Here is a 26537-nt window from a genome sequence, read left to right as displayed (position 1 = left end):
CGTCCCAGCGAACGCTGGGACCCACTTTGCTTCTTGCGGGTTCGAGCACAGGGCGGAGGATGTGCGGAAAAAAAAAACAACATGGGTCCCAGCGTTCGCTGGGACGACGATGACTGCTACATCGCCCGCGCCGCCAACAACCGGTCCAGTACCGACTTCAGCGCCAGCGGCCGCACCGGCTTGGCCAGCAGCGGCAGGTCGGCATCGCGCACGGCACGACGCACGGCGTCGGTCTGGTCAGCGGTGAGGATCAGGCAGGGGCGCAGGCCATGCGTTGCGCGCAAGCGTCCGGTCAGCGCCACGCCGGTGTCGCCGCCGTCCAGGTGGTAGTCGAAGAGCCAGAGATCGGCGGCCTGCCCCTGCAATTCGCGCTCCGCCTCTGCGCCATCGCGCGCGACGGCGACACGGCATCCCCATCCTTCCAGCACCTGGCGCAGCGCGGACAACGCAACGGGATCGTTGTCCACCGCCAGGACATGGCGACCGGCAAGTCCGGGCTTGCCGAACGATGCCGGCGCGGGTGCGGGCGTGGCCACGCGCACCAGATCGACCGCGAAGACCGCACCGCGTCCGATGCGGCTGCGCAGCGACAGCGGGGCATCGAGCAGTGCCGCGATGCGATCGGCGATCGACAGGCCCAGACCCAGTCCCTGCCCCGGCACATCGTCGCCGCGACGGAATTCCTCGAAGATCCGGCGCTGGTCCACCTCGGCGATGCCCGGACCGGTGTCCCATACCTCCACGCGTACCTGGGCGCCGCGCCGGCGCACGCCCAGCCGCACACCGCCACGCGCCGTATAGCGCACCGCATTGGCGAGGAAGTTCTGCAGGATGCGGCGCAGCAGTTGCGGATCGGTGTGCACCCAGGCATGCGTCGGCACCATGTCGAACGACAGGCCGCGCTCGCGCGCCAGCACGCGGAACTCCGAGGCCAGCGGCTCCAGCACTTCCATCAGCGGCAGGTCGCGCGGCTCCGGCAGCAGGCCGCCCGCTTCCAGCCGCGACATGTCCAGCAGCCCGGTCAGCAGGTCGGTGGTGGAATCCAGCGCGCCGCGCACCTGCAATGCGGTTTCGCGCTGGCGCGTCTCCGGCAGTTGCTGCGACAGCGCATCGGTGAACAGTTGGGCGGCGTGCAACGGCTGCAGCAGATCGTGGCCGATCGCGGTCAGGAAGCGGCTCTTCGCGTCGTTCGCATGCTCGGCCTCGCGCTTGGCGGTTTCCAGCAACGCGGTGCGCTCGACGACGCGCTGCTCCAGCGTTTCATTCGCCTGCTTCAGTGCGCGCTCGGCCTGCCGCGATGCGGTCACGTCGGTATAGGTGGCGACGAAGCCGCCGCCCGGCATCGGATTGCCGCGGATCTCGACGATGCTGCCGTCGGGGAACACGCGCTCGGTCAGGTGCGGCGTGCCGGCGCGCATGAAGGCGAGCCGACGTTCGAGCGCACGATCGTCGTGGCCGCGTTGCGGCATGCGCTGCAGCGCCCAGCGGGTCAGGTCCGCGATCGGCCTGCCCACCTGCAACATGTCGTTGGGGAACCCGAACATCTGTGCATAGCGTCGGTTCCAGGCGACCAGCCGCTGCTCGCGATCGACCACGCTGATGCCCTGGCTCATGTTCTGCAGCGCGGCCTCCAGCACCTGCTGGTTGAAGCGCAGGTCCTGCGACACCTCGCCGACGATGGCGGCCACCGTATCCAGTTCGCCCCGTTCGCGCCGCGCCGCGTCCAGCAGCAGGCGCGCGGAAGCGGAACCCAGCACCGCCGCCAGCTCACGCTCCAGCCGCGCTTCGATTGGCGCGGGCACCGGTCCCTGTCGTGGCGCGTCCGCCAGCAGTTCCTCCACGCGCTCGCGCGGCAGGAAGCGTCGACCGGCATCGCGCAACGTCCTGGCATCGAATCCGCGACTGTCGTCGCGCCGCGGCGCGCTGCCGCGCCAGCCCATCGCCAGCAGCGTGACCACCGTGCCGAGGAACAGGCTGACGCCGACCGCGCGTCCCAGCCGGCTCCAGCCGGTCAGGCCGAAGAAGCCGTCGGGGGACAGGCTGGCGAGGCCGAACGGGCCACTCTGCAACCATGGCGGCGCGACACCGCGCGCATCCATCGCCACCGGCAGCAACAGCAGCCAGACCCACACCGCGAAGCCGGCGACGATGCCGGCGATCACCGCGCGCGGTGGCGTCTGCGGACGCCAGATGGCGAAACCCAGTGCCGGGGCCAGCGTGGCCAGCGCCGAGAACGACACGGCGCCCACGTCGGCCAGCGCGTCGTTGCCGGCCACCAGCCGGCTGTAGGCCCACGCCAGCAGCATCACCGCCACGATGCCGACACGGCGCTGCGCCAGCACGGCACCGCGCAGGTCGCCGCCGGTGCCGCGCAGCCAGCCGCCGCGCAACAAACCCGGCGCCAGCCAGTGGTTGCCGATCATCAGGCTCAGCGTCAGCGTGCTGACGACCACCATGCCGGTGGCCGCGCTGAGTCCACCAAGGAACGCCAGCAACGCCAATCCATGTTGCCCCTGCGACAGCGGCAGCGCCAGCACGTACAGGTCCGACGGCACGGTGTCGCCGAACAGCGCCCCGCCCGCCCGCGCCAGCGGCAACAGCGGCGCCGCCATCAGCACCATGTACAGCGGGAACAGCCAGCGCGCCGTGCGCACGTGGCGTTCGTCGCGGCATTCCACCACGCCTACGTGCACCTGGTGCGGGAGGGTGAACATCGCCAGCACGCCCAGCGCGACCAGCGGCAGGAAGCCGTAGGTGGTGGACGCAGGCGCCGACACGATGGGCACCGCCGGCAGGTCCGGCAATCCGAACCAGACGAACAGGCCCAGCGCCAGCATCGCCGCCAGCTTGAACAGCGACTCGAATGCCATCGCCAGAACCAGCCCGCGGTTGTGTTCCACCGCGCTCGCACGTCGCGTGCCGAACAGCATCGCGAACACCGCCATCGCCAGTGCCACGTACAGCGCGCTGTCCTGCCAGGCCGGCAGTGCATCGTTGCCCGGCGAACGCGTCAGCAGCGCGAAACTCATCGCCACCGCCTTCAGCTGCAGCGCGATGTAGGGGATCAGGCCCAGCGCGGCGACGAGGGTCACCGTCGCGGCCAGCCAGCCGTCCTTGCCCAGGCGCGTTGCGATCAGGTCGGCGAGCGAGGTCGCATTCGACTCGCGCGCCATGCGCACCAGCCGCCCCAGCAGGAACGCGCCGAACACGTACAGCAGGATGGTCCCGACGAAGGTCGGCGGCAGCGGCCAGCCGTAGCGCGCGGCCTGCGTCACCGTGCCGAAGAACGTCCACGAGGTGCAGTACACCGCCAGCGACAGCGCGTAGATGTAGGGCCATTGCATGGCGAACACATGCGGACGGCGCTCGGCGTACAGCGCGGACCCGAACAGCACGCCCAGCCACAGCAGGCCGGCCAGCACCACCATGCCGACGCTCAGCATGCGACACCCCACGTGGCGTGCGCCACGTTGCGGACACGCGTGGACATAAAACCAGCAGCAAAAGCCCGCCCCATCGTAGCGTGCGCTACGCGCACGACCTCCCGATGCCGGAACCCGCGCGAAGACAGCCCCATGACGTCCGACGCCGCATCACGGCCCAAGCCCATGTGAGGCATGAAGAGTTCCGTGGTCGTGCGCGCAGCGCACGCTACGTTGGGGACCCTACCCGTGGACATGAAACCCACGACCAAAGCCCGCCCCATCGTAGCGTGCGCTACGCGCACGACCTCCCGATGCCGGAACCCGCGCGAAGACAGCCCCATGACGTCCGACGCCGCATCACGGCCCAAGCCCATGTGACGCATGAAGGGTTCCGTGGTCGTGCGCGCGGCGCACGCTACGTTGCGGACACGCGTGGACATGAAACCCACGACCAAAGCCCGCCGCACCGTAGCGTGCGCCACGCGCACGACCTCACGATGCCGGAACCCGCGCGTCGATCCCATCACGACGGTCGATGCAGCTCCGCACCCGGACCATGCGAAGCGCACGGCGGATTCTGCGGTCATGCGCATGGCGCACGCGACGAGGCGGGAAGACATGCGCGGGAGCATAACGCAGCAACGGCGGGCTTTCGCCCGCCGTTGCCGTTCCCTCACCGCTTTCCTGCGCGTACTCAGAAGTCGTAGCGCGCGGTCAGGCTGTACTGGCGCGGCGGACCGTAGAAGCCGGTCAGCACGCCGTAGGCGGCGATGTTGTAACCGGTGGTGCGGTACTCCTCGTCGGCCAGGTTGCTGCCCTGCAGCGACAGGCTCCACGCGTCGTTGACCTTCCAGATCACGCCGGCGTTGACCAGGCCGTAGCCGTCCTGCTTGATCAGCGGACTCAGGTCGGTGGTGGGCCACACCTCGGACTGGTAGGAATAGCCCACGCGCGCCGACAGGTTGCCGCCGTTGGCCAGGTCGGTGCGGTACTCCACGTTGATCGCACCTGAGAACTCAGGCGCGTTGGTGAAGTGCTGCGTGGCGGCGATGTTGACGCCGCTGCTGATGAACTCGTCGTACTTCGCGTCCAGCCAGGCCAGGTTGCCGCTGATCAGCCAGTTGGCCGTCGGCAGGAACTGGTATTCGACTTCCACACCGTTGACGGTGCCCTTGCCGGCGTTGGTGAAGTCGCCGAAGAAGCTCTGCGTGTTGTTCGGCAACGTGTACGAGGTGAACACCGACAGCTGGATGTCCTTGTACTGGTTGTGGAACGCGGACAGGTTCAGGAACAGGCGCTGGTCGAACAGCGACATCTTGCTGCCGATTTCGAAGCTGTCGACCGACTCGTCGTCGAATGGCTCGCCCGAACGCGGCACGGCGGTGGTGTTGGCGCGGATGTTGTAGCCACCCGACTTGAAGCCGCGCGATGCCAGGCCGTAGATCATGATGTCCGGGGTCACCTGGTAATCCAGCGAGACCTTCGGCGAAACGTTCTTGAAGTTGACCGTCTTGTCGAAATTGGCCGCGGTACCCCAGGACGTCTCGTATGCCGTACTGGTGTAGAAGCGGTTCAACGCGACGGCGTGCTTGTCCTCATCGGTGTAGCGCGCGCCGACGTCCAGCGTCAGCCGGTCGGTGAGATCAAACGTCCAATCGGCGTACAGCGCGATGCTCTTGGTGTTGACCACGCCCTGGGTGTCGCCGAACAGCGGATTGGTCAGGCCGGTGGCCAGCAGCGGATTCCAGAAATAGTTCAGTACCTGGCCGCCGGCGTCGCCGTTGAACCAGTACAGGCCCATCACGCCGCGGGCGCGACCACCGCCGTCGTAGTTGACCTGGAATTCCTGGCTGACCTGGCTGTCGCTGTAGAACGCGCGCACGTCGACCAGCGGCCGCGGCGTGGTGTCGAAGTCGATGTTGGTCTCGGTGTCCGACTCGCGCTTGGCGGCCACGTACTTGAACGCCCAGCTGTCGTTCGGACGCCAGTTCGCCGTGACCGAGGCACCCTTCATTTCCGTGTCGTTGACGTTCTTCATGCCACTGCGGATGTCGTAGCGGTCATCGATCGGCGGGTAGGCCGGGGCCAGCGGGTTCGGCGCCAGCATCTTCGCGCCGCGCACGCCGGACTGGTCGTCCATGTAGTCGAACGCCACCTGCACATCGAAATCGTCCTGCGAGTACGCGCCCAGCTGCATGCGCATCGCATTGATTTCCTTGTCGCTGACCTCCTGGCCGGTGAACGTGTTGGTGCCGAAGCCGTCGCGGTTCATGCTGGCGACCGACACCCGGCCGCGCAGGCCGCTGTCCTTGCCGCCGATCTCGCCGCCCAGCGCCGCCTTGACGTCCAGCTGGTTGTAATTGCCCACGGTGACCGAGGCGAACCCGGTGGTTTCCTGCGGCAAGCCGCGCGAGATGTACTTGATCGCGCCGCCGATGGTGTTCTTGCCGTACAGCGTGCCCTGCGGGCCGCGCAGCACTTCGATGCGCTCGACGTCGAACACGTCCAGCAGGGCGCCCTGCGGACGGGCGATGTAGACGTCGTCCAGGTAGATGCCCACGCCCGGGTCCACGCCCCACAGCGGATCGGCCTGGCCGACGCCGCGGATGTAGGCGGTCACCGTGCTGGTGGAGCCGCGCGCGGCGTAGATGGTCAGGTTCGGCACCTGCGCGTCGAGGTCGCCGATGTCCTCGATGGCCAGCTTGTCCAGCGTCTCGGCGGTGAACGCGGTGACCGCGACCGGCACGTCCTGCAGCGTCTCCTCGCGCTTGCGCGCAGTGACCTTGACAGCGTCGAGCGTGGTGGCGGTGTTGGCTGGCGGTGCGGCGGCCGGTGCGGCGTCCTGCGCCCATGCCACGGGCATGGACGACAACAGGACACAGCCGATGGCCAGGCTCAGGTGCTTGCGCTTCATGGGTCTCCCCCTCCCGGGTATGACATGGCGGCGGACGGATGCCGCCGATTGAAGCGAACACTAGGGCGCTGGCCGCGCGGACGGCATCGTACCTTCGTACAGTGGGACGGGCACGGCGCCGCTGCCGATACTCGCCGCACTTGCAAGCGGCCGTGGCCGAGGGGTGTGGGATGTCGTTCCTGATCGTGCTGGCCGCGCTGTGCTTCCTGATGTTCGTGGCCTACCGCGGCTACAGCGTCATCCTGTTCGCGCCCATCGCCGCATTGGGCGCCGTGCTGCTGACCGATCCCTCGCTGGTCGCGCCGATGTTCACCGGCCTGTTCATGGACAAGATGGTGGGCTTCCTGAAGCTGTACTTCCCGGTGTTCCTGCTGGGCGCGGTGTTCGGCAAGCTGATCGAGATCTCCGGCTTCTCGAAGGCGATCGTCGCCGGCACCATCAAGGTGGTCGGTGCGCAGCGCGCCATGCTGTCGATCGTGCTGGTGTGCGCGCTGCTGACCTACGGCGGCGTATCGCTGTTCGTGGTGGTGTTCGCGGTCTATCCGTTCGCGGCGGAGCTGTTCCGCCAGAGCAACATCCCCAAGCGGCTGGTGCCGGGCACGATCGCGCTGGGCGCCTTCACCTTCACCATGGATGCGCTGCCGGGCACGCCGCAGATCCAGAACATCATTCCCACGTCGTTCTTCGGCACCACCGGCTGGGCGGCGCCCGTGCTGGGCACGATCGGCGGCGTGTTCATCCTGATCGTCGGCATGACTTACCTGGAATGGCGCCGCCGCGCGGCCGCGCGTAACGGCGAGGGCTATGCCGGCACAGACGAACTGCGCAACGAACCGGAACCCTTCAAGGGCGACCGGCTGGCGCATCCGCTGGTCGCGATCCTCCCGCTGCTGCTGGTGGGCGTGGCCAACTTCCTGTTCACCCGCTGGATCCCCGGTTTCTATGGCGAGAGCCAGTCGTTCGTGCCCGCGGTGATCGGCAATCCGGCACCGGTGGTGCAGGAGGTATCGAAGGTGGCCGCGATCTGGGCCGTGCAGGGCGCGCTGCTGGTCGGCATCGCCTCGGTCATCCTGTTCGCGTGGAAGCCGGTGTTCGCCAGCTTCGCCGAGGGCACGAAGAGCGCCATCGGCGGCGCGCTGCTGGCGTCGATGAACACCGCTTCGGAATACGGCTTCGGCGCGGTCATCGCCGCCCTGCCCGGCTTCCTGGTCGTCGCCAATGCGCTGCAGGCCATCCCGGATCCGCTGGTCAACGAGGCCATCTCGGTCACCGCACTGGCCGGCATCACCGGCTCGGCCTCCGGCGGCATGAGCATCGCGCTGGCGGCGATGGCCGACAGTTTCATCGCCAACGCCAACGCGGCCGGCATTCCGATGGAGGTCCTGCACCGCGTGGCGTCGATGGCTTCCGGCGGCATGGATACGCTGCCCCACAATGGTGCGGTGATCACGCTGCTGGCCGTCACCGGCCTCAGCCACCGGCAGTCCTACAAGGACATCTTCGCCATCACCCTGATCAAGACCACCGCCGTGTTCGTCGTGATCGGCGTGTTCTACGCCACGGGCCTGGTCTGACGCCGCCGATGGGGTGACCGGGCTGTGCGCGCGGTCGCAAACGGCGTACGGTTCTTGGCCAATACTTCCCGCATTCCGGGGACAGCAGGGAAATCCGCATGGCGTACTACACCGTCCCGTGGCGTCGGCTCTTCGCGCGTGGCCCGTGGCGGCGCAAGACCGCCGGCACGCGTGCCCGCCTGGACGCCCGCGTCCCGTCACCACCGCAGGCGGCCGCGCCCAGTCTCGACACCCAGGTCCGCCAGCGGCTGAACCGCCTGTACGGCTGGAAAGGCGGCGAACGCGCCAGTCCGAAGGACACCGCGCCGGCGCCGGAAGCCGTGGTGGAACAGGCCGGCGGTCGCGTGGCGATGGGCCAGTCGAATCCGCGACTGCTGACGATGGCGCGCCCGCCGTTCGCGGTGCAGGCGCTGAACAACCTCGGCTACGGCGCCACCACCGCCACGGTCGCCGAGTTCAATGCGCTCGGCAGCAGCGATCGCCAGCGGTTGGCGAACTACGTGGACTGGCAGCTCAACTGGGACGCGATCGACGACAGCGCCGTCACTAACCGCCTCACTGCCGCCGGCTACACCACGTTGAACAAGTCGCTGACGCAATTGTGGGCCGACCACGTGGTGTCGGACCCCGAGTACGGCATCCGCATCCGGCCGGCCAATGAAGTGCAGCGTGCGGCGTTCGTGCGCGCGGTGTATTCGCGCCGGCAGGTGCGCGAAGTGCTGGTGAATTTCTGGCACGACCACTTCAACGTGCTCGGCAACGACTTCAGCACCGGCCCGGTGTTCGTACACTACGACCGCGACGTGATCCGCGCCAACGCCAAGGGCAACTTCCGCACCATGCTGGAAGCCGTCGCCCAGAGCACGGCGATGCTCTACTACCTGGACAACATCAGCAATTCGCGCTCCGGGCCGAACGAGAACTTCGCCCGCGAGCTGCTGGAGCTGCATACCTTCGGCGCCGAGAACTACCTGGGCTTCATGGATCCGTTCCAGGTGCCGCCCTGCCCCGAGGACCCGGCCTACCCGATCGGCTACACCGACATTGACGTGTACGAGACCTCGGCCGCCTTCACCGGCTGGTCGGCGAAGAACGGCCACTGGCAGTTCCCCGCCGAGAACGACGGCACCTTCGCCTACCGGCAGTCGTGGCACGACGCCGGGCCGAAGTTCCTGCTCGGCATGCTGATCTATCCGGAACAGCCCGCGCTGAAGGACGGCCGCGATGTGCTGGACCGCCTGGCCAGCCATCCGCGCGTGGCCAAGTTCATCTGCAAGAAGCTGATCCGCCGCTTCATCAGCGATACGCCGAAGCAGGCACTGATCGACAGCGCCGCGGCGATCTTCCGCACCAACTGGCGCGCGTCGAACCAGATCGAACTGGTGCTGCGGCACATCCTGAATTCCGATGACTTCATCAACAGCTTCGGCCAGAAGAACCGCCGTCCGTTCGACTGCGCCGTCGCCGCGATGCGCACGCTAGGCGGCGACTGGACGATCCGCCTGGACCACGGCCGCAGCGGCGACTTCATGTGGCTGTACGGCTTCACCGGCCACACGCCGTACAACTGGCCGGCGCCGAACGGGTATCCGGACACGGGACTGGCGTGGTCCGGCTCCAACTCGTACGCGATGACCTGGCGCCTGCTGGGCTGGCTGACCGAGAGCAAGGACGGCGACGTGCCGCTGCATCCGGTCGTGGACACCACCCGCGCCAACGTGCCGGTCGCCAACTGGACGGCGAACACCCTGGTGACATGGTGGTGCACGCGCCTGCTCGGCTACCAGCCGGAAGCCGCGCGCAAGCAGGCGCTGGTCGCGTTCATGGCGCAGAACGGCGATCCGAACACCTACGTCATCACCGACACCAACACGTGGCAGGGCAGCGACCTGAAGCGGCACTACAACCACGAGCGCCTGCGCAGCCTGGTGGCGCTGATCCTGATGACCCCCGAATTCATGAGCCGCTGAGGCCCCGATGACCGACTTCCGAGTAACCCGACGCGAGTTCGTCAAAGGCTGCGGTGCGGCCGCCATCGTCGGCACCGCGGGCGGCAGCCTGATGTTCGCCGATCCCGTCGACGCCGCCGTCAACAGCTACGATACCGTGGTGCACCTGTTCCTGCGCGGCGGACTGGATGGCCTGAACCTGGTGGTGCCGGTCAGCGGCGTGGACCGCGGCTTCTACGAGGAAGCCCGGCCCAGCCTGCAGATCGCCACCAGCGGTACGTACGGCGCCCTGCCGCTGACGCTGTCCGGCGGTGCCGCCACCGGCTTCGGCCTGCATCCGTCGGCCACCGGCCTGCGCGACCTCTGGAACGACGGCAAGATGGCCGTCGTGCACGCCTGCGGCATGGCGACCACGGTCACCCGCAGCCACTTCGACGCGCAGCTCTACATCGATCTCGGCACGCCCGGGAAATACGGCTCGCCGAGCGGCTGGATGACGCGCGCGTGGGAAACACGGCCGAACGGCACCGGCACCCTGCCCGCTCTGGGCGTCAGCGGCACGCAGCCCGCCGGACTGATGGGCGCGGTCGATGCGATGACGATGAACAGCCCGGGGGACTTCTCGCTCAACACCACGGCATGGAGCTGGCAGCGCACGCGCAGCGATTCCCCCAGCGGCCTGCGCGGCGTCAACGAAACCGTGGCCTCGTTGTGGAACGGCCAGACCGGCATGGAAAACGCCGGACGCCGCGCCGATGGCGCCCTGCGCCTGATCGGACAGCAGGGCTACGCCAGCCTGCCGGCCAGCTGGCCGACCGGCAACTTCGCGCAGCAGCTGTGGACCATCGCGCAGAGCATCCGCTTCAACCTGGGCTTGCGCTACGCCACGCTCGACCTGGGCGGCTGGGACACGCACGAGGGCCAGGGCACCGCCGGCAGCGGCTACCACTACTACCAGAACAAGATCAACGAACTGTCCGCCGCGCTGTCGGCGTTCTACGCCGAACTCAACGGCACCGGCGAGATGGCACGGGTGACGGTGATCGTGCAGTCCGAGTTCGGTCGCCGCGTGCGCGCGAACGCGAACGGCGGCACCGACCATGGTTACGGCAATCCGATGCTGGTGCTCGGCGGCCCGGTGAACGGACGCCGCTTCTACGGCACCTGGCCCGGCCTGAATCCGGAAACCCTCTCGCCCACGTTCGGCGACGTGCCGGTGACCACCGACTACCGCCGCGTCATGTCGGAAATCCTGATTCGCCGCATGGGCAATGCCAACCTCAGCCAGGTCTTCCCCGGCTACACCGGCTACGCCCCGCTCGGCATCGTGCAGGGATCGGACATCGCACCGAAGGGGGAAGCAGCCGCGGCGGTCACCGCGACGTCGATTCCCTCGCTGGTGGTTCCGGATGCGTCATCCGCCATGCCATCGACAAGCACATCCGCCGAACGCGCCGTGCCCGACTGGCAGCGCCGCGGCCCGGTGGACCGCATGCTGGTACGACGGGAGCGCTGACACTCCCGCGTTGTCCGTCAACCGGGTGCGGATGATGGACAACGCTGGTTCACGCGTTCCACCAGTTGCGCGTTGGCCCGCGTGACGGCCGCGCCAAGATCCTCGTAGAGTTCGGCTTCGCTGCCCCACCAGTTCACCGATGGTGCCTGTGGCCTCACGATGAACGAGGGCGTGTCGCCGAGCTGCGCCTGCAGGACCACCACCGGCGTATTCACCGCGTGCTGCTGCGCCATGTAAAGGCGCTTCAGGTGAACCGTCAGCCTCAGGCCTCCGGCCTCCGCTCCGGTAGCTGCGCCAGCGGCCACTAGGTGTTCCCGGATCAGATCGGGCGCGCGCTCGAACTGCAGCGCACGCCCGTTGTAGAGACCGGCAGACTCGCCGCCCGGTCGGGCATCCTCCACCTCCACCAGCGTCACCGCGCACGCCAGGCGGATGCGCGGCGCGTCCGCCGCCAGGCGTTGTGCTTGAAGAGGCGTCCGCTCTATCTGGGTCACGCAGCCGGAAGCCAGTCCCGTCAGCGCCAGCAGCAGGACGCGCGGGTATCGCGTCACGCGCCTGCCCCGGCGTCCACCGGCGTTGCCGGAAGTGGCTCGGCGGCGGGCGCGACGTCCGTGCCGGGTGCGGCATCCGTCGCCGGCGCTGCCTGCGTACCGGGCACCGTCGCCTCGTCCGTCACCGCCGCCGATGCAGGCAGGTTTCCGTCGGCTTGCGCCGCCACGGCCGTATCGTTGAGCGCCACCGCCGGCAATGCTCCTGCGCGCACCGGGTAGTAGCCCTGCAATGCCAGGCCCACGTTGAGGCGTGTCCATACCCAGTGGTCGGCGGCCTTCACCTGTTGGCCATTGAACATTTCGCCCTTGAACGGAGTGGACCCGCGCTTCTTCTCCTGGCGCTCGGCGCGGCCAGGCGCAGAGAAGTCGTACGCCATCATCTGGATGGTCTGGTCGATGCCGTGATCGAGCATGGCCGCAAGCTGGTCGCCGCCCAGTGCGATCCAACGCATCGCGTTGTCATCCGGCTTCTGGCCGCCGAGCGATTCCAGCGGGTAGTTGAACTGGTACAGGTGCGACGACACGACGCGGAGCTTTGGTTTGCCGTTCGACTTCGTCTCGCGGTCGATCAACGCCACATGCAGCCTGACCGCAAGATTCTGGAAGCGGCTATCGATCGCGTAACGCGGCGACACGACCAGCACGCCCTGTGTCGGCACGACACTGCAACCGAAGGACAAGCCGGCGATCACCACCATGCCGCCGCCACCGACGGCGGCCGGTGCGTCGCAACTGGTGATCTGCGGCTGGAGCGACAGGCCGTCGGAGGCGATACCGGCACGCAACGCCGCTTCCGCCTTCTGGCTGAAGGGATAGTCGACCAGCAGGTTGCGGAGCTCCACCACGCGTTCTTCCGCGTTGGACACTGCAGCCTTGTCGATCGCCGCGCCGATCAGCGCCCCCAGCAACCCACCTACCGCCGCACCGGTGGCGGCCCCGCTGGCCGGCACTTCGACCGCCAGTTCCTGCTGGCCCAGCACGATGTCCACCGGCAACCGCTCGGCGACGGGCATGGGCAGTGGCGCCGGCTTGGCGGCGTACGCAGACGTGGAGAGTGCGACCAGACTGGCGGCCGCGAACAGCATTCCCTTCATGATTTCCCCCTGGATGATGTGCGCGACGCATTCGCGTCGCGCGATCCAGGCAGGTCGTGTAGCGGCATTACCCCTAACGCCGCGCGCCTTCCTGGACGCGGCGAGTGTCGCCAAACCAGCGCGTTGCGGCAAGCCGCATCGCGGCATGCCGGGCTACGCCGGCAAAGCCAGGGCGCTCACCCCGTGCGCGCGTGCCACGCCTTCAGCAGTTCCGCTTCCTTTTCCCGCGTGATGCCCGCATTGAGCTTGGCCTGGCGCTCGGCCGGCAGGCTGCGGAACCACGCCAACAGGTCCTGCACGGTGGTGGCCAGCGGACGGAACGTCAGGCCGGCGGCGATCGCACGCTGGTTGCTCACCGAACCGTAGCCGGCGTAGTCGCTGTCCTTCGACGGCACCCAGATCGGCAGGCCGACCTGCTGTTCTTCCAGGAACTTGGGCGTCACGTGCGTCAGCGTCATGCCGCCGCCGGTGACGGCCTGGCAGCCGTACAACATCGCATCCATCGACAGCGGGTAATCCGGACCACAGGCGTTGAAGGTGCCTAGGGTCTTCGCTTCGGCCAGGCGGATCATCCACTCGCCCAGGTCGCGGCCGTCGATGATCTGGATGGGATCGCTGCCCTCGCCCGGCACCAGGATCTCGCCGCCCTGCGCCACGCGGTGCGGCCAGTAAGTGAAGCGGTCGGTCTCGTCGCGCGGACCCACGATGTAGCCAGGACGCACGATGGTGACGTTCTTGCCGAACTGCTTGTGCGCCTCGGCTTCGCTCAGCGCCTTCAGCGGGCCGTACAGATTGCCGATGTCGGCGCGCAGGGATTCCTGCGTTTCCGCCATCGCATCCTTGCCCTTGTACTGCGCCAGCGCCGAGGTTTCGGCAATGCCGGGCTTGCTGCCGTCGGCGTAGACCGAGATGGTCGAGATGAAGAGGTAATGGCCGACGTTGCCCTTCAGCACCTTGCCGGCATCGCGCACCCAGAACGGCAGGCTGGTGGGGTTGTCGATGCAGACATCCCATTTGCGCCCCTTCAGTGAGGCCAGGTCGCCGGTGTTGCGATCGCCGTGCAGTTGCTCGACCTCGGCCGGCCATTCCGGCGACGGTCGCTTGCCACGGTTGAACAGGGTGACCTTGTGGCCGCGCTTGAGCGCATAGTCGACCTGGAACGGACCGGTGAAGCCGGTGCCGCCGAGAATCAGGATGTTCAGCGGCTTCGCGGCCTTGCCGACTGGCCTGGCTTCGCTGGAGGCGGTGGCGAACGAAGGCAGCGCGGCGGCGGCGGCCGCCAGTGCGCCCAGCTTGAACAGGTCACGACGGGTGGTCATGCGGTGCTCCCCAGCATCGGTCAGGAAGATGACTAGATAGCACCGGCGCCGGCGCCCGCCCCCTGCCGGAAGTCGTTGTGACTTCCGTGCCCGGCGTATGGACCTTCCCGGAAGGCCTGCCGCCACCTGCCCGGTATATCCCGGGCAGGCCCACCGCATGGATCGGCGGATGCGACGGAGCAGGAAGATCCGCGGCGGCCTGTCCAGCGTCCGTCGGACGTGTCGTTGCAGGCCCGGCGACCGTCCCGGCTCCCGATGTGCGTTGATGCTCTCGGGGGCCAGACCGATGGAGAGACACGATGCCCGCTTCGCAGTCATTGATGACCACCCGCCGCGGCGAGTTCCGCACGCTGTACCGCGCCCTCGCCCGCAAGCCCGCCGCCTTCGCGTCCACGCCCATCGTGTTCTGCGAAGGGGATTCGTGGTTCTCCACGCCGCTGTCGATGAACCTGCTGGACTGGCTGGTCTATCCGACGCCGGAAGACGAGAAAAAAGGCGTGCCGCTGTTCGGCGCCGGCGGCCTGTTCTTCCGCACCGAGGACAGCGGCGATCTGGCCGTCGACATGTTCAACGCCCGCGGCATCCGCGACCTGTCCACGTGGTATCGCGGGTTCGAGTTCGACCTGGTGCTGATCAGCGCCGGCGGCAACGATTTCGTCGACACCTTCCTGCAGAGCACGTTCCGCGGCGCGGCGCCGATGAGTCCGGCGGCCGGCTTCCAGCGCGTGATCGCGACGGGCCGCTACGACGAGGTGCTGGCACGCTACCGCGCCTTCGTCACTGCGTTCCAGGCTATCCGCCCGCATACGCCGATCCTGGCGCATACGTACGACTACCCGCGCGAACTGGGCCGCGCAGCACGGCTGACACTCGGCAACCTGGGTGCAGCCGCGCTGCTGAAGAAAGGCGTGGGTCCATGGATCGGCAACAAGGTCGCGCACGTGCTGCCGCGCATCGAACAGCAGCGCGAGTTCGCACGCCTACTGATCGATGGCTTCGTCGACCGCGTGCTGGTCCCCCTGCGCGACGACCGCACCACCGGCAAGGTCTTCGACTTCGTCGACCTGCGAGGCGTGCTGACGCGCAGCGATCAATGGTTCGACGAGATGCATCCGACCGGCGCGGGATTCGCCGCGCTGGCAACCAAGTTCCGCCAGCAGATGCGGGCGAAGCTGGAGATCAAGTTGGGGTGAGGCGATCCATGGCTTCGCAGGATGGGTGGAGCGAAGCGATATCCATCACGCCATATGACGGGTGAGCGGCGCGCCTTCCTACCGCGAAGCCGGTCCATCTGTCGAGCCGAGTACCTTCCACGAAGAGGATGGGTATCGCTTCGCTCAACCAATCTTACGGGCTTAACGCGCTAGTGCCACGTGTCTTCCAGATACCGCGGCTTGCACGCGAGATAGCCGCCGATCACCAGCACCAGGATGCAGGCGCCGAGGAATGCCATCGGCAGCGCCCAGCCGTGCGTGTGTTCGTGCAACAGGCCGAAGGCGAGCGGGCCTGCGCACGAAAGCGAATAGCCCACGCCCTGCATGAAGCCTGACAGCGATGCCGAGCCTTCCGGCGTGCGCGTGCGCAGGTTGATCATCGTCAGCGACAGGGGGAACGTGCTGGGCCCCAGGCCGAGCAGCGCGACCCACAGCGCAGGCGCCGCCATCGGCGCGATCAACAGGCCGGCGAACGCGGCGGCGTAGAAACCCGCGCAGACCACCACCACGATGAAGGGATTGCGCATGCGCACCGCGATCTGCGGCATGGTCAGCGACGCCACCAGTCCCAGCGCGGAGAACAGCGCCACCATCGTGCCGCCGAGCGCGGGCGTTCCGCCGGCCTCGACCAGCAGCTTGGGCAGCCAGGTGAACATCGAGTACGTCACCAGCGAGGTCATGCCGAACATCAGCGCCATGCCCCACGCCACCGGAGAGCGCCATGCGCGGCCCGTCGGACGCGGTGCAGCCAGTTCCGGCGCCTCGTCGTCAACGGTGACTGCCGCATCGTGCACCCGCGCCAGCGTGCTCTTGTGTGCACGCTCCTGCCACAGCAGGAGGCACCAAGGCACGGCCGACGCCGCGGCGAACACCGCCCACAGGCCCAGCGAGATCCGCCAGCCGGCGGCTTCCATCACCGGCACCGCGACCAGCGCCGGCAGGATGGTGCCGGCTTGCAGCACGGTGATGTACAGCGTGCTGACCGTGCCGACGCGATCGGCGAAGTACCGCTTCACCAACGGCGGCAGCACGATGTTGCCGATGCCCATGCCGGCCAGCGCGGTCAGCGAGGCCGCCATCAATGCGGTCGTATCGCCCGCCGCACTGCGCAGCAGCAGGCCGAGCATCGCCAGCAACATGGCCAGCAGCGCCGTCCGCTCCAGGCCGGTGCGGTGCGCCAGCGACGGCGTCGCCACGCCGAACAGCGCGAACGCTGCCGTCGGCAGCATGCCGAATACCCCCGTCATGGTCGCGCCGAAACCGAACGTGTCGCCCAGCGTGCCGAGCAGCGGCGTTAGCGAGGTCACCGCCGTGCGCAGGTTGAACGCGGACAGCACGATGCCGAGCAGTACGAGTCCGCGGCCGGACCAGAGCGAAGCAGGTGCGGCGGGGGGTGTAGTCATTGAATCCATGGTGCCCATTATCGTCGACCGAATGATCGTGATCGGCACGCGCACGCAGACGCTGTGTCCCGCCCGACCGGCGAAGGCACGCATGCCGCACGCCTTGACGACAACGCCCGCGTAGCGTGCGCCGTGCGCACGACCTCATGATGCCGACCCATCGCGACGCGGGATGCGCTACCGCGTGATCGCGTGAACCTTCTCTCCGCCTGCGGGGAGAGGGAACGTGTAGCCTGCGCCGCGCGCACGACCTCAAGAAGCCTGACACCTGGCGATAGACAAAGAAAAAGCGGGCCGAAGCCCGCTTTTCCGTAACACGTCGCGATGTCGTGCGGCTTACTCGGCCGACACGCCCTCGCCTTCTTCCACGGCCTTGATCGACAGGCGGATGCGGCCCTGCTTGTCGACTTCCAGCACCTTGACCTTGACCACGTCGCCTTCCTTCAGCGCGTCGCTGACCTTCTCGACACGGTCGTTGGAGATCTGCGACACGTGCACCAGGCCGTCCTTGCCCGGCAGGATGGTGACGAACGCACCGAAGTCCATGATCTTGGCGACCTTGCCTTCGTAGATGCGGCCCGGCTCGACGTCGGACGTGATCTGCTCGATGCGGGCCTTGGCGGCCTGGCCGGCGGCGCCGTTCACCGAGGCGATGGTGATGGTGCCGTCGTCCTGGATGTCGATCTGCGTGCCGGTTTCCTTGGTGATCGCCTGGATCACCGAACCGCCCTTGCCGATCACTTCGCGGATCTTGTCGGGGTGGATCTTGATGGTGATCAGGCGCGGCGCGAACTCGCTCAGCTCCTGGCGCGGTGCGGACATCGCGTGGGCCATTTCGCCCAGGATGTGCAGTCGGCCGGCCTTCGCCTGCGTCAGCGCCTGCTTCATGATCTCTTCGGTGATGCCTTCGATCTTGATGTCCATCTGCAGCGCGGACACGCCGTTGGCGGTACCGGCGACCTTGAAGTCCATGTCGCCCAGGTGGTCTTCGTCACCCAGGATGTCGCTCAGCACGACGAAGTCGTCGCCTTCCTTCACCAGGCCCATCGCGATGCCGGCGACCGGCGCCTTGATCGGCACGCCGGCATCCATCAGCGCCAGCGAACTGCCGCAGACCGAGGCCATCGAGGACGAACCGTTCGACTCGGTGATTTCCGAGACCACGCGGATCGTGTACGGGAAGGCTTCCATCGTCGGCATCACGGCGAGCACGCCGCGCTTGGCGAGGCGGCCGTGGCCGATCTCGCGACGCTTCGGACCCATCATGCGGCCGGCTTCGCCCACCGAGAACGGGGGGAAGTTGTAGTGGAACAGGAAGTGGTCCTTCCACTCGCCGCCGACGGCGTCGATCACCTGGCCGTCGCGGGCGGTGCCGAGGGTGACGGCGACGATCGCCTGCGTCTCACCACGGGTGAACAGCGAGGAGCCGTGCACGCGCGGCAGCACGCTGACCTTGGAGGAGATGGGACGCACCTGGTCCAGCGCACGGCCGTCGATGCGGACCTTGGTCTTCAGGACCGAGGCGCGCATGGTCTGGTATTCCTGCTCGCTGAACTCCTTCGACAGGTCGCCCGTGCTCCACGCATTGGTTTCCGCCTGCGGAGCCAGCGTACCGATGATGGCCTTCTTCAGGCTGGAGATGGTGTCGCGGCGCTCGATCTTGTCGCGCACCTGGAACGCACCGGCCAGGCTGTCGCCCACGGCGTGGCGCAGGGCGGCGATCAGGCCTTCGTTCTTGGCCGGCGGCTGCCAGTCCCACTTCGGCTTGCCCGCTTCGGCGACCAGTTCGTTGATCACGGCGATGACCTTCTGCATCTCGCGGTGGCCGAACATCACGGCGCCCAGCATCACCTCTTCCGACAGCTCGGCGGCTTCGGATTCGACCATCAGCACGGCGTTGGCGGTACCGGCGACGACGAGCTCCAGCTTGGAGTCCTTCAGTTCGCTGACGGTCGGGTTCAACACGTATTCGCCGTTGACGTAGCCGACCTTGGCGGCACCGATCGGGCCGTTGAACGGCGCGCCGGTCAGGGCGACGGCGGCGGAGGCGCCGATCAGCGCCGGGATGTCGCCGTCGATGTCCGGGTTCAGCGACATCACCGTGGCGATGACCTGCACTTCATTGCGGAACTCTTCCGGGAATAGCGGACGCAGCGGGCGATCGATCAGGCGGGAGATCAGCGTCTCCTTCTCGGTCGCGCGGCCTTCGCGCTTGAAGAAGCCACCCGGGATGCGGCCGCCGGCGTAGAACTTCTCCTGGTAGTCGACCGTCAGGGGGAAGAAGTCCTGGCCTTCGCGGGCCGACTTCGCCGCCACGGCGGTGACCAGCAGCACGGTGTCGTCGAACTTGACGACGACGGCGCCACCGGCCTGGCGGGCGACTTCGCCGGTTTCCAGGGTGACCTGGTGCTTGCCGTACTGGAAGGTTTTGGTGATTTTTGCCACGGGGGTTTCCTTGGGATGCCTTGTGCGGGTTGGACCTCACACGACCCTTGTCGCGTGCGGCTGGCCGGATGCGTCCGGCCGGTGGTACTGAACGGGGCGGGCCCGGTGCGGCCAGCGGATGCAGCGCATTCCGTTCCCTGAAATGCAAACCGCGGCGCATCTCTGCGCCGCGGTCGGGGGTATATCAGCGACGCAGACCGAGCTTTTCGATCAGGGTCTTGTAGCGCTCGTTGTCTTTCTTCTTGAGGTAGTCAAGCAGGCTGCGGCGGCGGTTGACCAGCTGCAGCAGACCACGGCGGCTGTGGTGATCCTTCTTGTGGGTCTTGAAGTGGCCGCTGAGGTGCTCGATGCGAGCGGTGATCAGGGCGACCTGCACTTCCGGGGAGCCGGTGTCGTTGGTGCCACGGGCGTTGTCGGCAATGACTTTCTGGGTATCGATGGACATGGTGTTCTCGGTTGATGCGTGGCCTGCAGGAACGCGGGCTGTCCTCCGCGCGCACCGCCTGGCTCGCCATTGATGAAGCTGGGGAAATAACGGACGTGCCGGTACAAAACCGGCGGCGTAGTGTAGCCGCCGGGTCCTTGTGAAACAAGGTTTTATTGTTCCTTGCCCGCCTTCGTGGCGGTACCGGCGACCGCCCAGGCGAACAGGCGCTGTGGCGACAGCGTGCCATCGGCGGACACCGAACCCAGCCCGATCACGCGTCCCTCCGGCCCATGAACGGCGACCGGACCCTCGCTGGGAGGATGTCCAGGCAGCCGTTGGCCCTGGGCCAGCCGGCGCACGCCGGTGGCATCGACATCCACGCGCGGAAAGCCGGTCAGGCCGGCGTCGATGGGCAGCAGGCAAGCCTGGAGGGCCGCTTCGCCACCCTGTTCAGCCAATGCCTGCAGCGCCTGCAGGGTGTACATCCGGGGCTGCCTGAACGGATCGACCCAGAGGCGTCGCAAGGCCCCGACATGCGCGCCGCATCCCAGGGCCTCGCCCAGGTCACGGACAAGACTGCGCACGTAGGTGCCGGAGCCGCATTCCACCCGCAGCGACAGGCGATCGGGAGCCATCTCCAGGATCTCGATGCCATGCACCTCGACGTCGCGCTCGGGCGCGTCGATGGCATCACCGCGGCGCGCCTTCGTATAGAGCGGTTCCCCGCCCTGCTTGAGCGCCGAATAGATCGGGGCCCGCTGGCGGATACGGCCCTTCAGCGGCGCCAGCGCGGCCTCGAGCGTGGCGACGTCCAGCGATGGCACCGGGCGTTCGCGCAGCGGCGCGCCCTCGGCATCGTCGGTGTCGGTGGTGGTGCCCAGCACGGCCACCGTGTCATACGCCTTGCGGGAACCCAGCAGCAGGCCGGCGATCTTGGTGGCTTCGCCGAAGCAGAGCGGCAGCAGGCCGGTCGCGAGTGGATCGAGGCTGCCGGTGTGCCCGCCCTTCTCCGCGCGGAACAGGCGCCGCGCGACCTGCAGGGCGCCGTTCGAACTCATGCCCTGCGGCTTGTCCAGCAGCAGCAGGCCATCCAGCGGACGGAATTTGAGCTTCGGCAGCGACATCGGGCGGCGCGCTTTCCTGGGTGGGAGCGGGCGTCATGCCCCGCATGGGTTCATGCCCGCGATGCTGTCGCACCAACGCCCCACGGCGTGCACGTCAACGCTTTACGCGTTGTCGTCGTCGGCCGGTGGCGGCGGCAGGTCGCGCAGCAGGTTCTCGATGCGTTCGCCGCGGTCGACGGAGTCGTCGTAGTGGAAGTGCAGTTCGGGCACGTGGCGCATCTTCACGCGACGCGCCAGCTCCATGCGCAGCCCCCAGGCCAGTTCCTTCAGGCCCTTCACGGCTTCGACGGAACGGTCCGGCAACAGCGCGGTGACGAAGACCTTGGCATGCGCCATGTCGCGGGTCACTTCGACGTCGGACACGCTGACCGACGGCAGGCCGTGCTCACGCACGGCCTCGTGCACCAGCGTACCCAGCTCGCGACGGAGCTGGGCGGACACGCGGTCGGTGCGGTGGAACGACTTGGTGGGCACGTGATTAGTGATTCGCTATTCGTGATTCGTAGAAAACGGGGCCGGGACTGGGAGGACTCGTGATCCGCTGTTGCGAATCACGAATCACCACTCCCGAATCACGCGAACCCTTACAGGGTTCGCTGGACTTCGATGCGCTCGAAGCACTCGATCTGGTCGCCGGGCTTGACGTCGTTGTAAGCCTTCACGCCGATGCCGCATTCGGTGCCGTTGCGCACTTCGTCGACGTTTTCCTTGAAGCGGCGCAGCGATTCCAGTTCGCCCTCGAACACCACGGTGTTGTCGCGCAGCACGCGGATCGGCTTGTTCCGCTTGACCGTGCCTTCGACCACCATGCAGCCCGCGACCGCGCCGAACTTGGAGCTGCGGAACACGTCGCGCACTTCGGCGATACCGATGATCTCTTCGCGGATCTCCACGCCCAGCAGGCCGGACGCCACCTGCTTCACCTGGTCGATCACGTCGTAGATGATCGAGAAGTAGCGCATGTCCACGCCATTGGCTTCGACGATGCGGCGTGCCGACGCATCGGCGCGCACATTGAAGCCGATGACCGTGGCCTTGGAGGTGACCGCGGAGTTGGCGTCGGATTCGGTGATGCCACCCACGCCGGAACTGATGATGTTGATGCGGATGGATTCGTTGGACAACGCGGTCAGCGAATGGCGCAGCGCCTCCACCGAACCCTGCACGTCGGCCTTGATGATCAGGTTGAGGCTGAGCTGGCCTTCGCCCTTGCCCAGCTGCGCCATGATGTCTTCCATGCGGCTGCCGGCGGACTGCACCAGGCGCGATTCGCGGCGCTTGGTATCGCGTTGCTGGGCCACGTCCTTGGCCAGGCGCTCGTCCGCGACCACTACGAAATCGTCACCGGCCTCGGGCACGCCGGACAGGCCGAGCACCTGTACGGGGATCGACGGGCCGGCCGAGTCCGGCTGCTTGCCGGTCTCGTCGAACAGGGCGCGGACGCGGCCGTACTGCACGCCGCACACCAGGTAGTCGCCCTTCTTCAGCTGGCCCTGCTGGACCAGCACCGTGGCGACCGGGCCACGGCCCTTGTCCAGCGAGGACTCGATGACGGTGCCGCTGGCGCGGCCATCGGCCACTGCCTTCAGCTCCAGCACTTCGGCCTGCAGCGAGATGGCGTCCAGCAGCGCGTCGATGCCCTGCCCGGTCTTGGCCGAGACTTCGATGAACTGCGTGTCGCCACCGAACTCCTCTGCGACCACGTTGTGCGCCAGCAGCTCGTTCTTGACGCGCAGCGGGTCGGCGCCGGACTTGTCGATCTTGTTGACCGCGACGATCAGCTGCACGCCGGCCGCCTTGGCCTGCTGCACCGACTCCACGGTCTGCGGCATGACGCCATCGTCTGCCGCCACCACCAGCACCACGATGTCGGTCAGCTTGGCGCCACGGGCGCGCATGGCGGTGAACGCCGCGTGGCCCGGGGTGTCCAGGAAGCTGATGACGCCCTTGCCGGTTTCGACGTGATAGGCACCGATGTGCTGGGTGATGCCGCCGGCTTCGCCGGTGGCGATCTTGGTACGACGGATGTAGTCCAGCAGCGAGGTCTTGCCGTGGTCGACATGGCCCATGATGGTGACCACCGGCGGACGCGCGACCTTGTCGCCCTGGTGCTCTTCCGAATGCGCCAGCAGTTCGTTCTCGACGTCGTTGGCGTCGGCACGCACGGCCTTGTGGCCGAGCTCTTCGGTGATCAGCGCAGCGGTGTCGTGATCGATGGACTGGGTGATGGTGGCCATCACGCCCATCTTGAACAGCGCCTTCACCACGTCGCCGCCCTTCAGCGCGAGCTTCTGCGCCAGATCGGCCACGGTGATCGTTTCGCCGATCGCCACTTCGCGCACGATCGGCGCGGTCGGACGCTCGAAGCCATGCGCACCACCGCCACCGCGGCTCTGCTCATGGCGACGCGGCGGCTTGGGCTTGCCACGCGACGCGCCGCGACGGGCGCGGTCGGCGGCGGACAGGTGCAACTGGCCGGCGAAGCGGCTGGTGTTGTCGTCGTCTTCGACGCCGGCCACCATCGCGTGCGAGCCGCGGGTCTTGTGCTTGGCGGCGGCCGCATTGTTGCGGTCGTCGGTGCGCGGCGGATCCTTGCGCACGACCAGCTTGGGCACGTGGTGGCCCTGCGTGGCCGGCTTCGCGGGACGTGCGGTCTCGTCGCCATCGACGGCCACGGCACCGGCGGCCAGGGCGGCGGCTTCGGCATCGGCCTGCGCACGCGCGGCTTCGGCTTCGGCGCGGACAGCGGCCTCTTCCTGGCGGCGACGCTCGAGTTCCTCGGCGCGCTTGGCGTCTTCCTGTGCCAGGCGCTGCTGTTCGTCCAGGTTGCGCTGGCGCGACTCTTCCAGCTTGCGCAGGATCTCGGCGCGTTCCGGATCGGCTTCGTTCTGCCAGTTGGTGCTGACGGACTCGGCATCGGTCGGCTTGGTGTAGGTGCGCTTCTGGCGCACTTCCACGTTCACCGTGGTCTTGCTGCGGCCGGCCGCGACGGTGACTTCCTGCACCTTGCGGCGGTTCAACGTGATCTTCTTGGGCGCAGCCTCATCCACTGCGGCATCGCTCTTGCCGTGCGAGCGCTTGAGGAAGCCGAGCAGCTTCACTTTTTCCATGCTGGTCACGACCTGGTCTGGACCGCTGAAGCTCATGCCGGCTTCGGACAGTTGCTCCAGGAGTTTTTCGACCGGCGTGTTGACCAGTTCAGCGAGCTTGCGGATGGTGGTTTGCTGCGACATTCGGATCCTAGGTTGGGTTTCGCGCCCCCCCGGTGGCGGTGGGGCAACCCTGTTCAAGAGGGGGAATTCTAAGCCCTGCGGGTGCCAGGGCGGTGTTCATGGGTGGCTCATGCGCCGGGTTCCATGCGGGCCCGGACGGCGGTCACTCGCCGCGCTCCAGGCGGGCGATTTCCTCGGCGCGGGCGGCCAGGATGAGCGCCGCAGCGCGGCCCTCGTCCAGCCCCTCGATACCGAATTCGACCACCTCGTCGGCGGCCAGGTCGGACAGGTCCTCGCTGGTGCGGACGCCATGCGAGGCCAGCGCGAACGCGGTCTCCTCGTCCATGCCCTCCAGCGCCAGCAGGTCGTCGGCCGGGTGGTCGCCTTCCAGACCCTCCTCCTCGGCCAGTGCCTCGTTCAGCAGGGCGTCGCGGGCACGCGAACGCAGCTCCTCGACGATGTCCTCGTCGAAGCCTTCGACCGCCAGCAGTTCGCCGACCGGCACGTAGGCGATTTCCTCGACCGTGCTGAAGCCCTCGGCGACCAGGATGGCAGCGATTTCCTCGTCCACTTCCAGCTTGTCCATGAACAGCTGCCGGGCGACGACCTGCTCGGCCTCGCTCTTGGCCTGCACCTGGTCGGCGGTCATGACGTTGAGCTGCCAACCGGTCAGGCGACTCGCCAGGCGCACGTTCTGGCCGCCCTTGCCAATCGCCTGCGCCAGGCGGTCTTCCGCCACGGCCAGGTCCATCGAGTGCTTCTCTTCATCGACGATGATCGACTGCACTTCGGCCGGCGCCATCGCATTGATGACGAAGGTGGCCGGGTTGTCGTTCCACAGCACGATGTCCACGCGCTCGCCGTTGAGTTCGTTGCTCACGGCCTGCACGCGCGAACCACGCATGCCGATGCAGGCGCCGATGGGATCGGTGCGGGTGTCGTGCGCCAGCACGGCGATCTTGGCGCGGTCGCCCGGGTCGCGTGCGCAGGCCTTGATCTCGACCAGACCCTGGCCCACTTCCGGCACTTCCAGCTTGAACAGCTCGATCATGAATTCCGGCGCGGCGCGGCTGATGAACAGCTGCGGGCCGCGCGGTTCGTAGCGCACGTCGAACAGGTAGCCGCGGACGCGGTCGCCGGCGCGCAGCACGTCGCGCGGGATGCCCTTGTCCTTCGGGATGAAGGCTTCGGCGTTGCCGCCCAGGTCCACGTAGATGTTGCCGCGCTCGGCGCGCTTGACCACGCCGGTGACCAGTTCGCCCACGCGGTCCTTCCAGGCGTCGACCACCTGTGCGCGCTCGGCCTCGCGGACGCGCTGCACGATGACCTGCTTGGCGGCCTGCGCGGCGATGCGGCCGAAGTCGGGGTTCTCGATCTTCTCTTCGATCCAGTCGCCCACTTCGGCGCCTTCGGCTTCGTCCTCGGCGTCCATCAGGCGGATCTGGCGATCCGGCGACTCCATCACGACGTCGTCGGCCACCACTTCCCAGCGGCGGAACGTCTCGTACGCGCCATCCTTGTGGTCGATGGTGACGCGCACCTGCACGTCCTGGTCGAGGTAGCGCTTCTTGGCGGCGGACGCCAGCGCGGCCTCGATGGCTTCGAAGATGACTTCGCGCGGCACGCCCTTCTCGTTGGCCACCGCATCCACGACCAGCAACAGTTCCTTACTCATTGATCACTCCGCGCGCGGCTTGCGGGCCGCCGGTTGGTTGGGTTTTTTCTTGGTTTTTCCGGCAGGCGCGCGCTTGGCGTCTGCCGGCTTCTTGGCGCCGGCCTTGCGGCCGCCACCGGGTTTCTCGGGTGCCAGGCCCAGCGCGGCCCAGTCGGGGACCAGTCGTCCCTTGTCGATGTTGTCGAACGCCACCGTCATCTCGGCGTCGTCCACGGTGAAGACGATGTTCTCGCCCTCGATACGGCTGATCGTGCCCTGCAGGCGACGACGGCGGTCCTGCGGCAGCTTCAGCACGACCTTCGCCGACTCGCCGACGAAGCGCGCGTAGTGCGCCAGCTGGAACAGCGGACGGTCCACGCCGGGCGAGGAGACTTCCAGCGTGTAATTGCCGGTGATCGGATCCTCGACGTCCAGCTGCGCCGACACTTCGCGGCTCACGGCTTCACAATCTTCGATGTTGACGTGGCGCGTCGCACGCTCGGCTTCCTGCACATCGATGTACAGGCGCACCGTGGCGCCGCCCGGCGCGGGCAGGTATTCGATGCCGAGCAGTTCCACGCCCAGTGCCTGGACGGTCGGTGCCAGCAGGTTGGCGATGTCGTTGGCCTTGTCGCTCACGGATTCGCTGCCGATGTTCGTGGTATTCGTGACGCTGAAACAGACAAGGGGCCCGATGGGCCCCTTGTCCGATACGC

Annotated in this window: 17 protein-coding genes; 4 read left to right on the top strand and 13 right to left on the bottom strand. The window is 67.5% G+C overall.

Annotated elements, in window-relative coordinates; translation table 11 throughout:
• Positions 1-116: 116 nt before the first annotated feature.
• Together V7060_RS08425 and V7060_RS08420 are read right to left on the bottom strand one after the other, a co-directional pair.
• The gene (locus tag V7060_RS08425) at positions 117-3443 is read right to left on the bottom strand and encodes a PAS-domain containing protein (protein ID WP_334178792.1); all 3327 of its coding nucleotides are present in this window, start codon (positions 3441-3443) and stop codon (positions 117-119) included.
• 676 nt (positions 3444-4119) lie between these two features.
• A complete protein-coding gene (locus tag V7060_RS08420; protein ID WP_334178791.1) occupies positions 4120-6339 on the bottom strand; it encodes a TonB-dependent receptor in 2220 nt (739 codons plus the stop codon).
• Positions 6340-6509: 170 nt separating this feature from the next.
• Between V7060_RS08420 and V7060_RS08415 the strand changes: the two genes are divergently transcribed.
• The 3 genes from V7060_RS08415 to V7060_RS08405 all read left to right on the top strand — a co-directional run bounded on the left by V7060_RS08415 (position 6510) and on the right by V7060_RS08405 (position 11378).
• Entirely contained in the window at positions 6510-7913 is a 1404-nt protein-coding gene (locus V7060_RS08415) for a GntP family permease (RefSeq protein ID WP_334178790.1), read from the top strand.
• A 98-nt stretch (positions 7914-8011) separates the two neighbouring features.
• Positions 8012-9883, top strand: coding sequence for a DUF1800 domain-containing protein (locus V7060_RS08410; RefSeq protein WP_334178789.1), 1872 nt, complete (start codon positions 8012-8014; stop codon positions 9881-9883).
• A gap of 7 nt (positions 9884-9890) precedes the next feature.
• Entirely contained in the window at positions 9891-11378 is a 1488-nt protein-coding gene (locus tag V7060_RS08405; RefSeq protein WP_334178788.1) for a DUF1501 domain-containing protein, read from the top strand.
• A 17-nt stretch (positions 11379-11395) separates the two neighbouring features.
• Here the strand turns inward: V7060_RS08405 and V7060_RS08400 are convergent, their stop codons facing one another.
• From V7060_RS08400 to V7060_RS08390, 3 genes are all read right to left on the bottom strand, one after another.
• Entirely contained in the window at positions 11396-11929 is a 534-nt protein-coding gene (locus V7060_RS08400; RefSeq protein WP_334178787.1) for a hypothetical protein, read from the bottom strand.
• Positions 11926-13023, bottom strand: a complete 1098-nt coding sequence (locus tag V7060_RS08395; RefSeq protein WP_334178786.1) for a hypothetical protein — start codon at positions 13021-13023, stop codon at positions 11926-11928. Before V7060_RS08395 ends, V7060_RS08400 begins: the two co-directional genes overlap by 4 nt.
• Positions 13024-13199: 176 nt before the next feature.
• A complete protein-coding gene (locus V7060_RS08390; RefSeq protein ID WP_334178785.1) occupies positions 13200-14342 on the bottom strand; it encodes an NAD-dependent epimerase/dehydratase family protein in 1143 nt (380 codons plus the stop codon).
• Between the two features lie 320 nt (positions 14343-14662).
• On the opposite strand from V7060_RS08390, the gene V7060_RS08385 reads away from it, so the two are divergent.
• Positions 14663-15535, top strand: a complete 873-nt coding sequence (locus V7060_RS08385) for a hypothetical protein (protein WP_334178784.1) — start codon at positions 14663-14665, stop codon at positions 15533-15535.
• A 170-nt stretch (positions 15536-15705) separates the two neighbouring features.
• On the opposite strand, the gene V7060_RS08380 is transcribed toward V7060_RS08385, so the two are convergent.
• The 8 genes from V7060_RS08380 to rimP form a co-directional block, all read right to left on the bottom strand.
• On the bottom strand, positions 15706-16959 hold the full coding sequence (locus tag V7060_RS08380; protein ID WP_334178783.1) for an MFS transporter: 1254 nt from the start codon (positions 16957-16959) through the stop codon (positions 15706-15708).
• 336 nt (positions 16960-17295) lie between these two features.
• Complete coding sequence (gene pnp, locus V7060_RS08375) at positions 17296-19404, bottom strand: polyribonucleotide nucleotidyltransferase (RefSeq protein WP_334178782.1); 2109 nt, start codon at positions 19402-19404, stop codon at positions 17296-17298.
• A gap of 184 nt (positions 19405-19588) precedes the next feature.
• Complete coding sequence (rpsO, locus tag V7060_RS08370) at positions 19589-19849, bottom strand: 30S ribosomal protein S15 (protein ID WP_062353563.1); 261 nt, start codon at positions 19847-19849, stop codon at positions 19589-19591.
• Between the two features lie 152 nt (positions 19850-20001).
• A complete protein-coding gene (truB, locus tag V7060_RS08365) occupies positions 20002-20955 on the bottom strand; it encodes a tRNA pseudouridine(55) synthase TruB (protein ID WP_334178781.1) in 954 nt (317 codons plus the stop codon).
• A 102-nt stretch (positions 20956-21057) separates the two neighbouring features.
• Positions 21058-21429: a 30S ribosome-binding factor RbfA gene (gene rbfA, locus V7060_RS08360; protein ID WP_334178780.1), complete on the bottom strand. Its 372-nt coding sequence runs from the start codon at positions 21427-21429 to the stop codon at positions 21058-21060.
• Positions 21430-21539: 110 nt separating this feature from the next.
• Positions 21540-24188: a translation initiation factor IF-2 gene (gene infB / locus V7060_RS08355; protein ID WP_334178779.1), complete on the bottom strand. Its 2649-nt coding sequence runs from the start codon at positions 24186-24188 to the stop codon at positions 21540-21542.
• Positions 24189-24330: 142 nt separating this feature from the next.
• The gene (gene nusA / locus V7060_RS08350) at positions 24331-25842 is read right to left on the bottom strand and encodes a transcription termination factor NusA (protein WP_334178778.1); all 1512 of its coding nucleotides are present in this window, start codon (positions 25840-25842) and stop codon (positions 24331-24333) included.
• Between the two features lie 3 nt (positions 25843-25845).
• Entirely contained in the window at positions 25846-26460 is a 615-nt protein-coding gene (gene rimP / locus V7060_RS08345; protein WP_334178777.1) for a ribosome maturation factor RimP, read from the bottom strand.
• Positions 26461-26537: the final 77 nt, after the last annotated feature.

The organism is Pseudoxanthomonas sp. (assembly GCF_036845285.1).
GTDB lineage: Bacteria > Pseudomonadota > Gammaproteobacteria > Xanthomonadales > Xanthomonadaceae > Pseudoxanthomonas_A.
The sequence above is the reverse complement of the archived record's forward strand: the minus strand, read 5'-3'. Positions and strand labels throughout refer to the sequence as shown.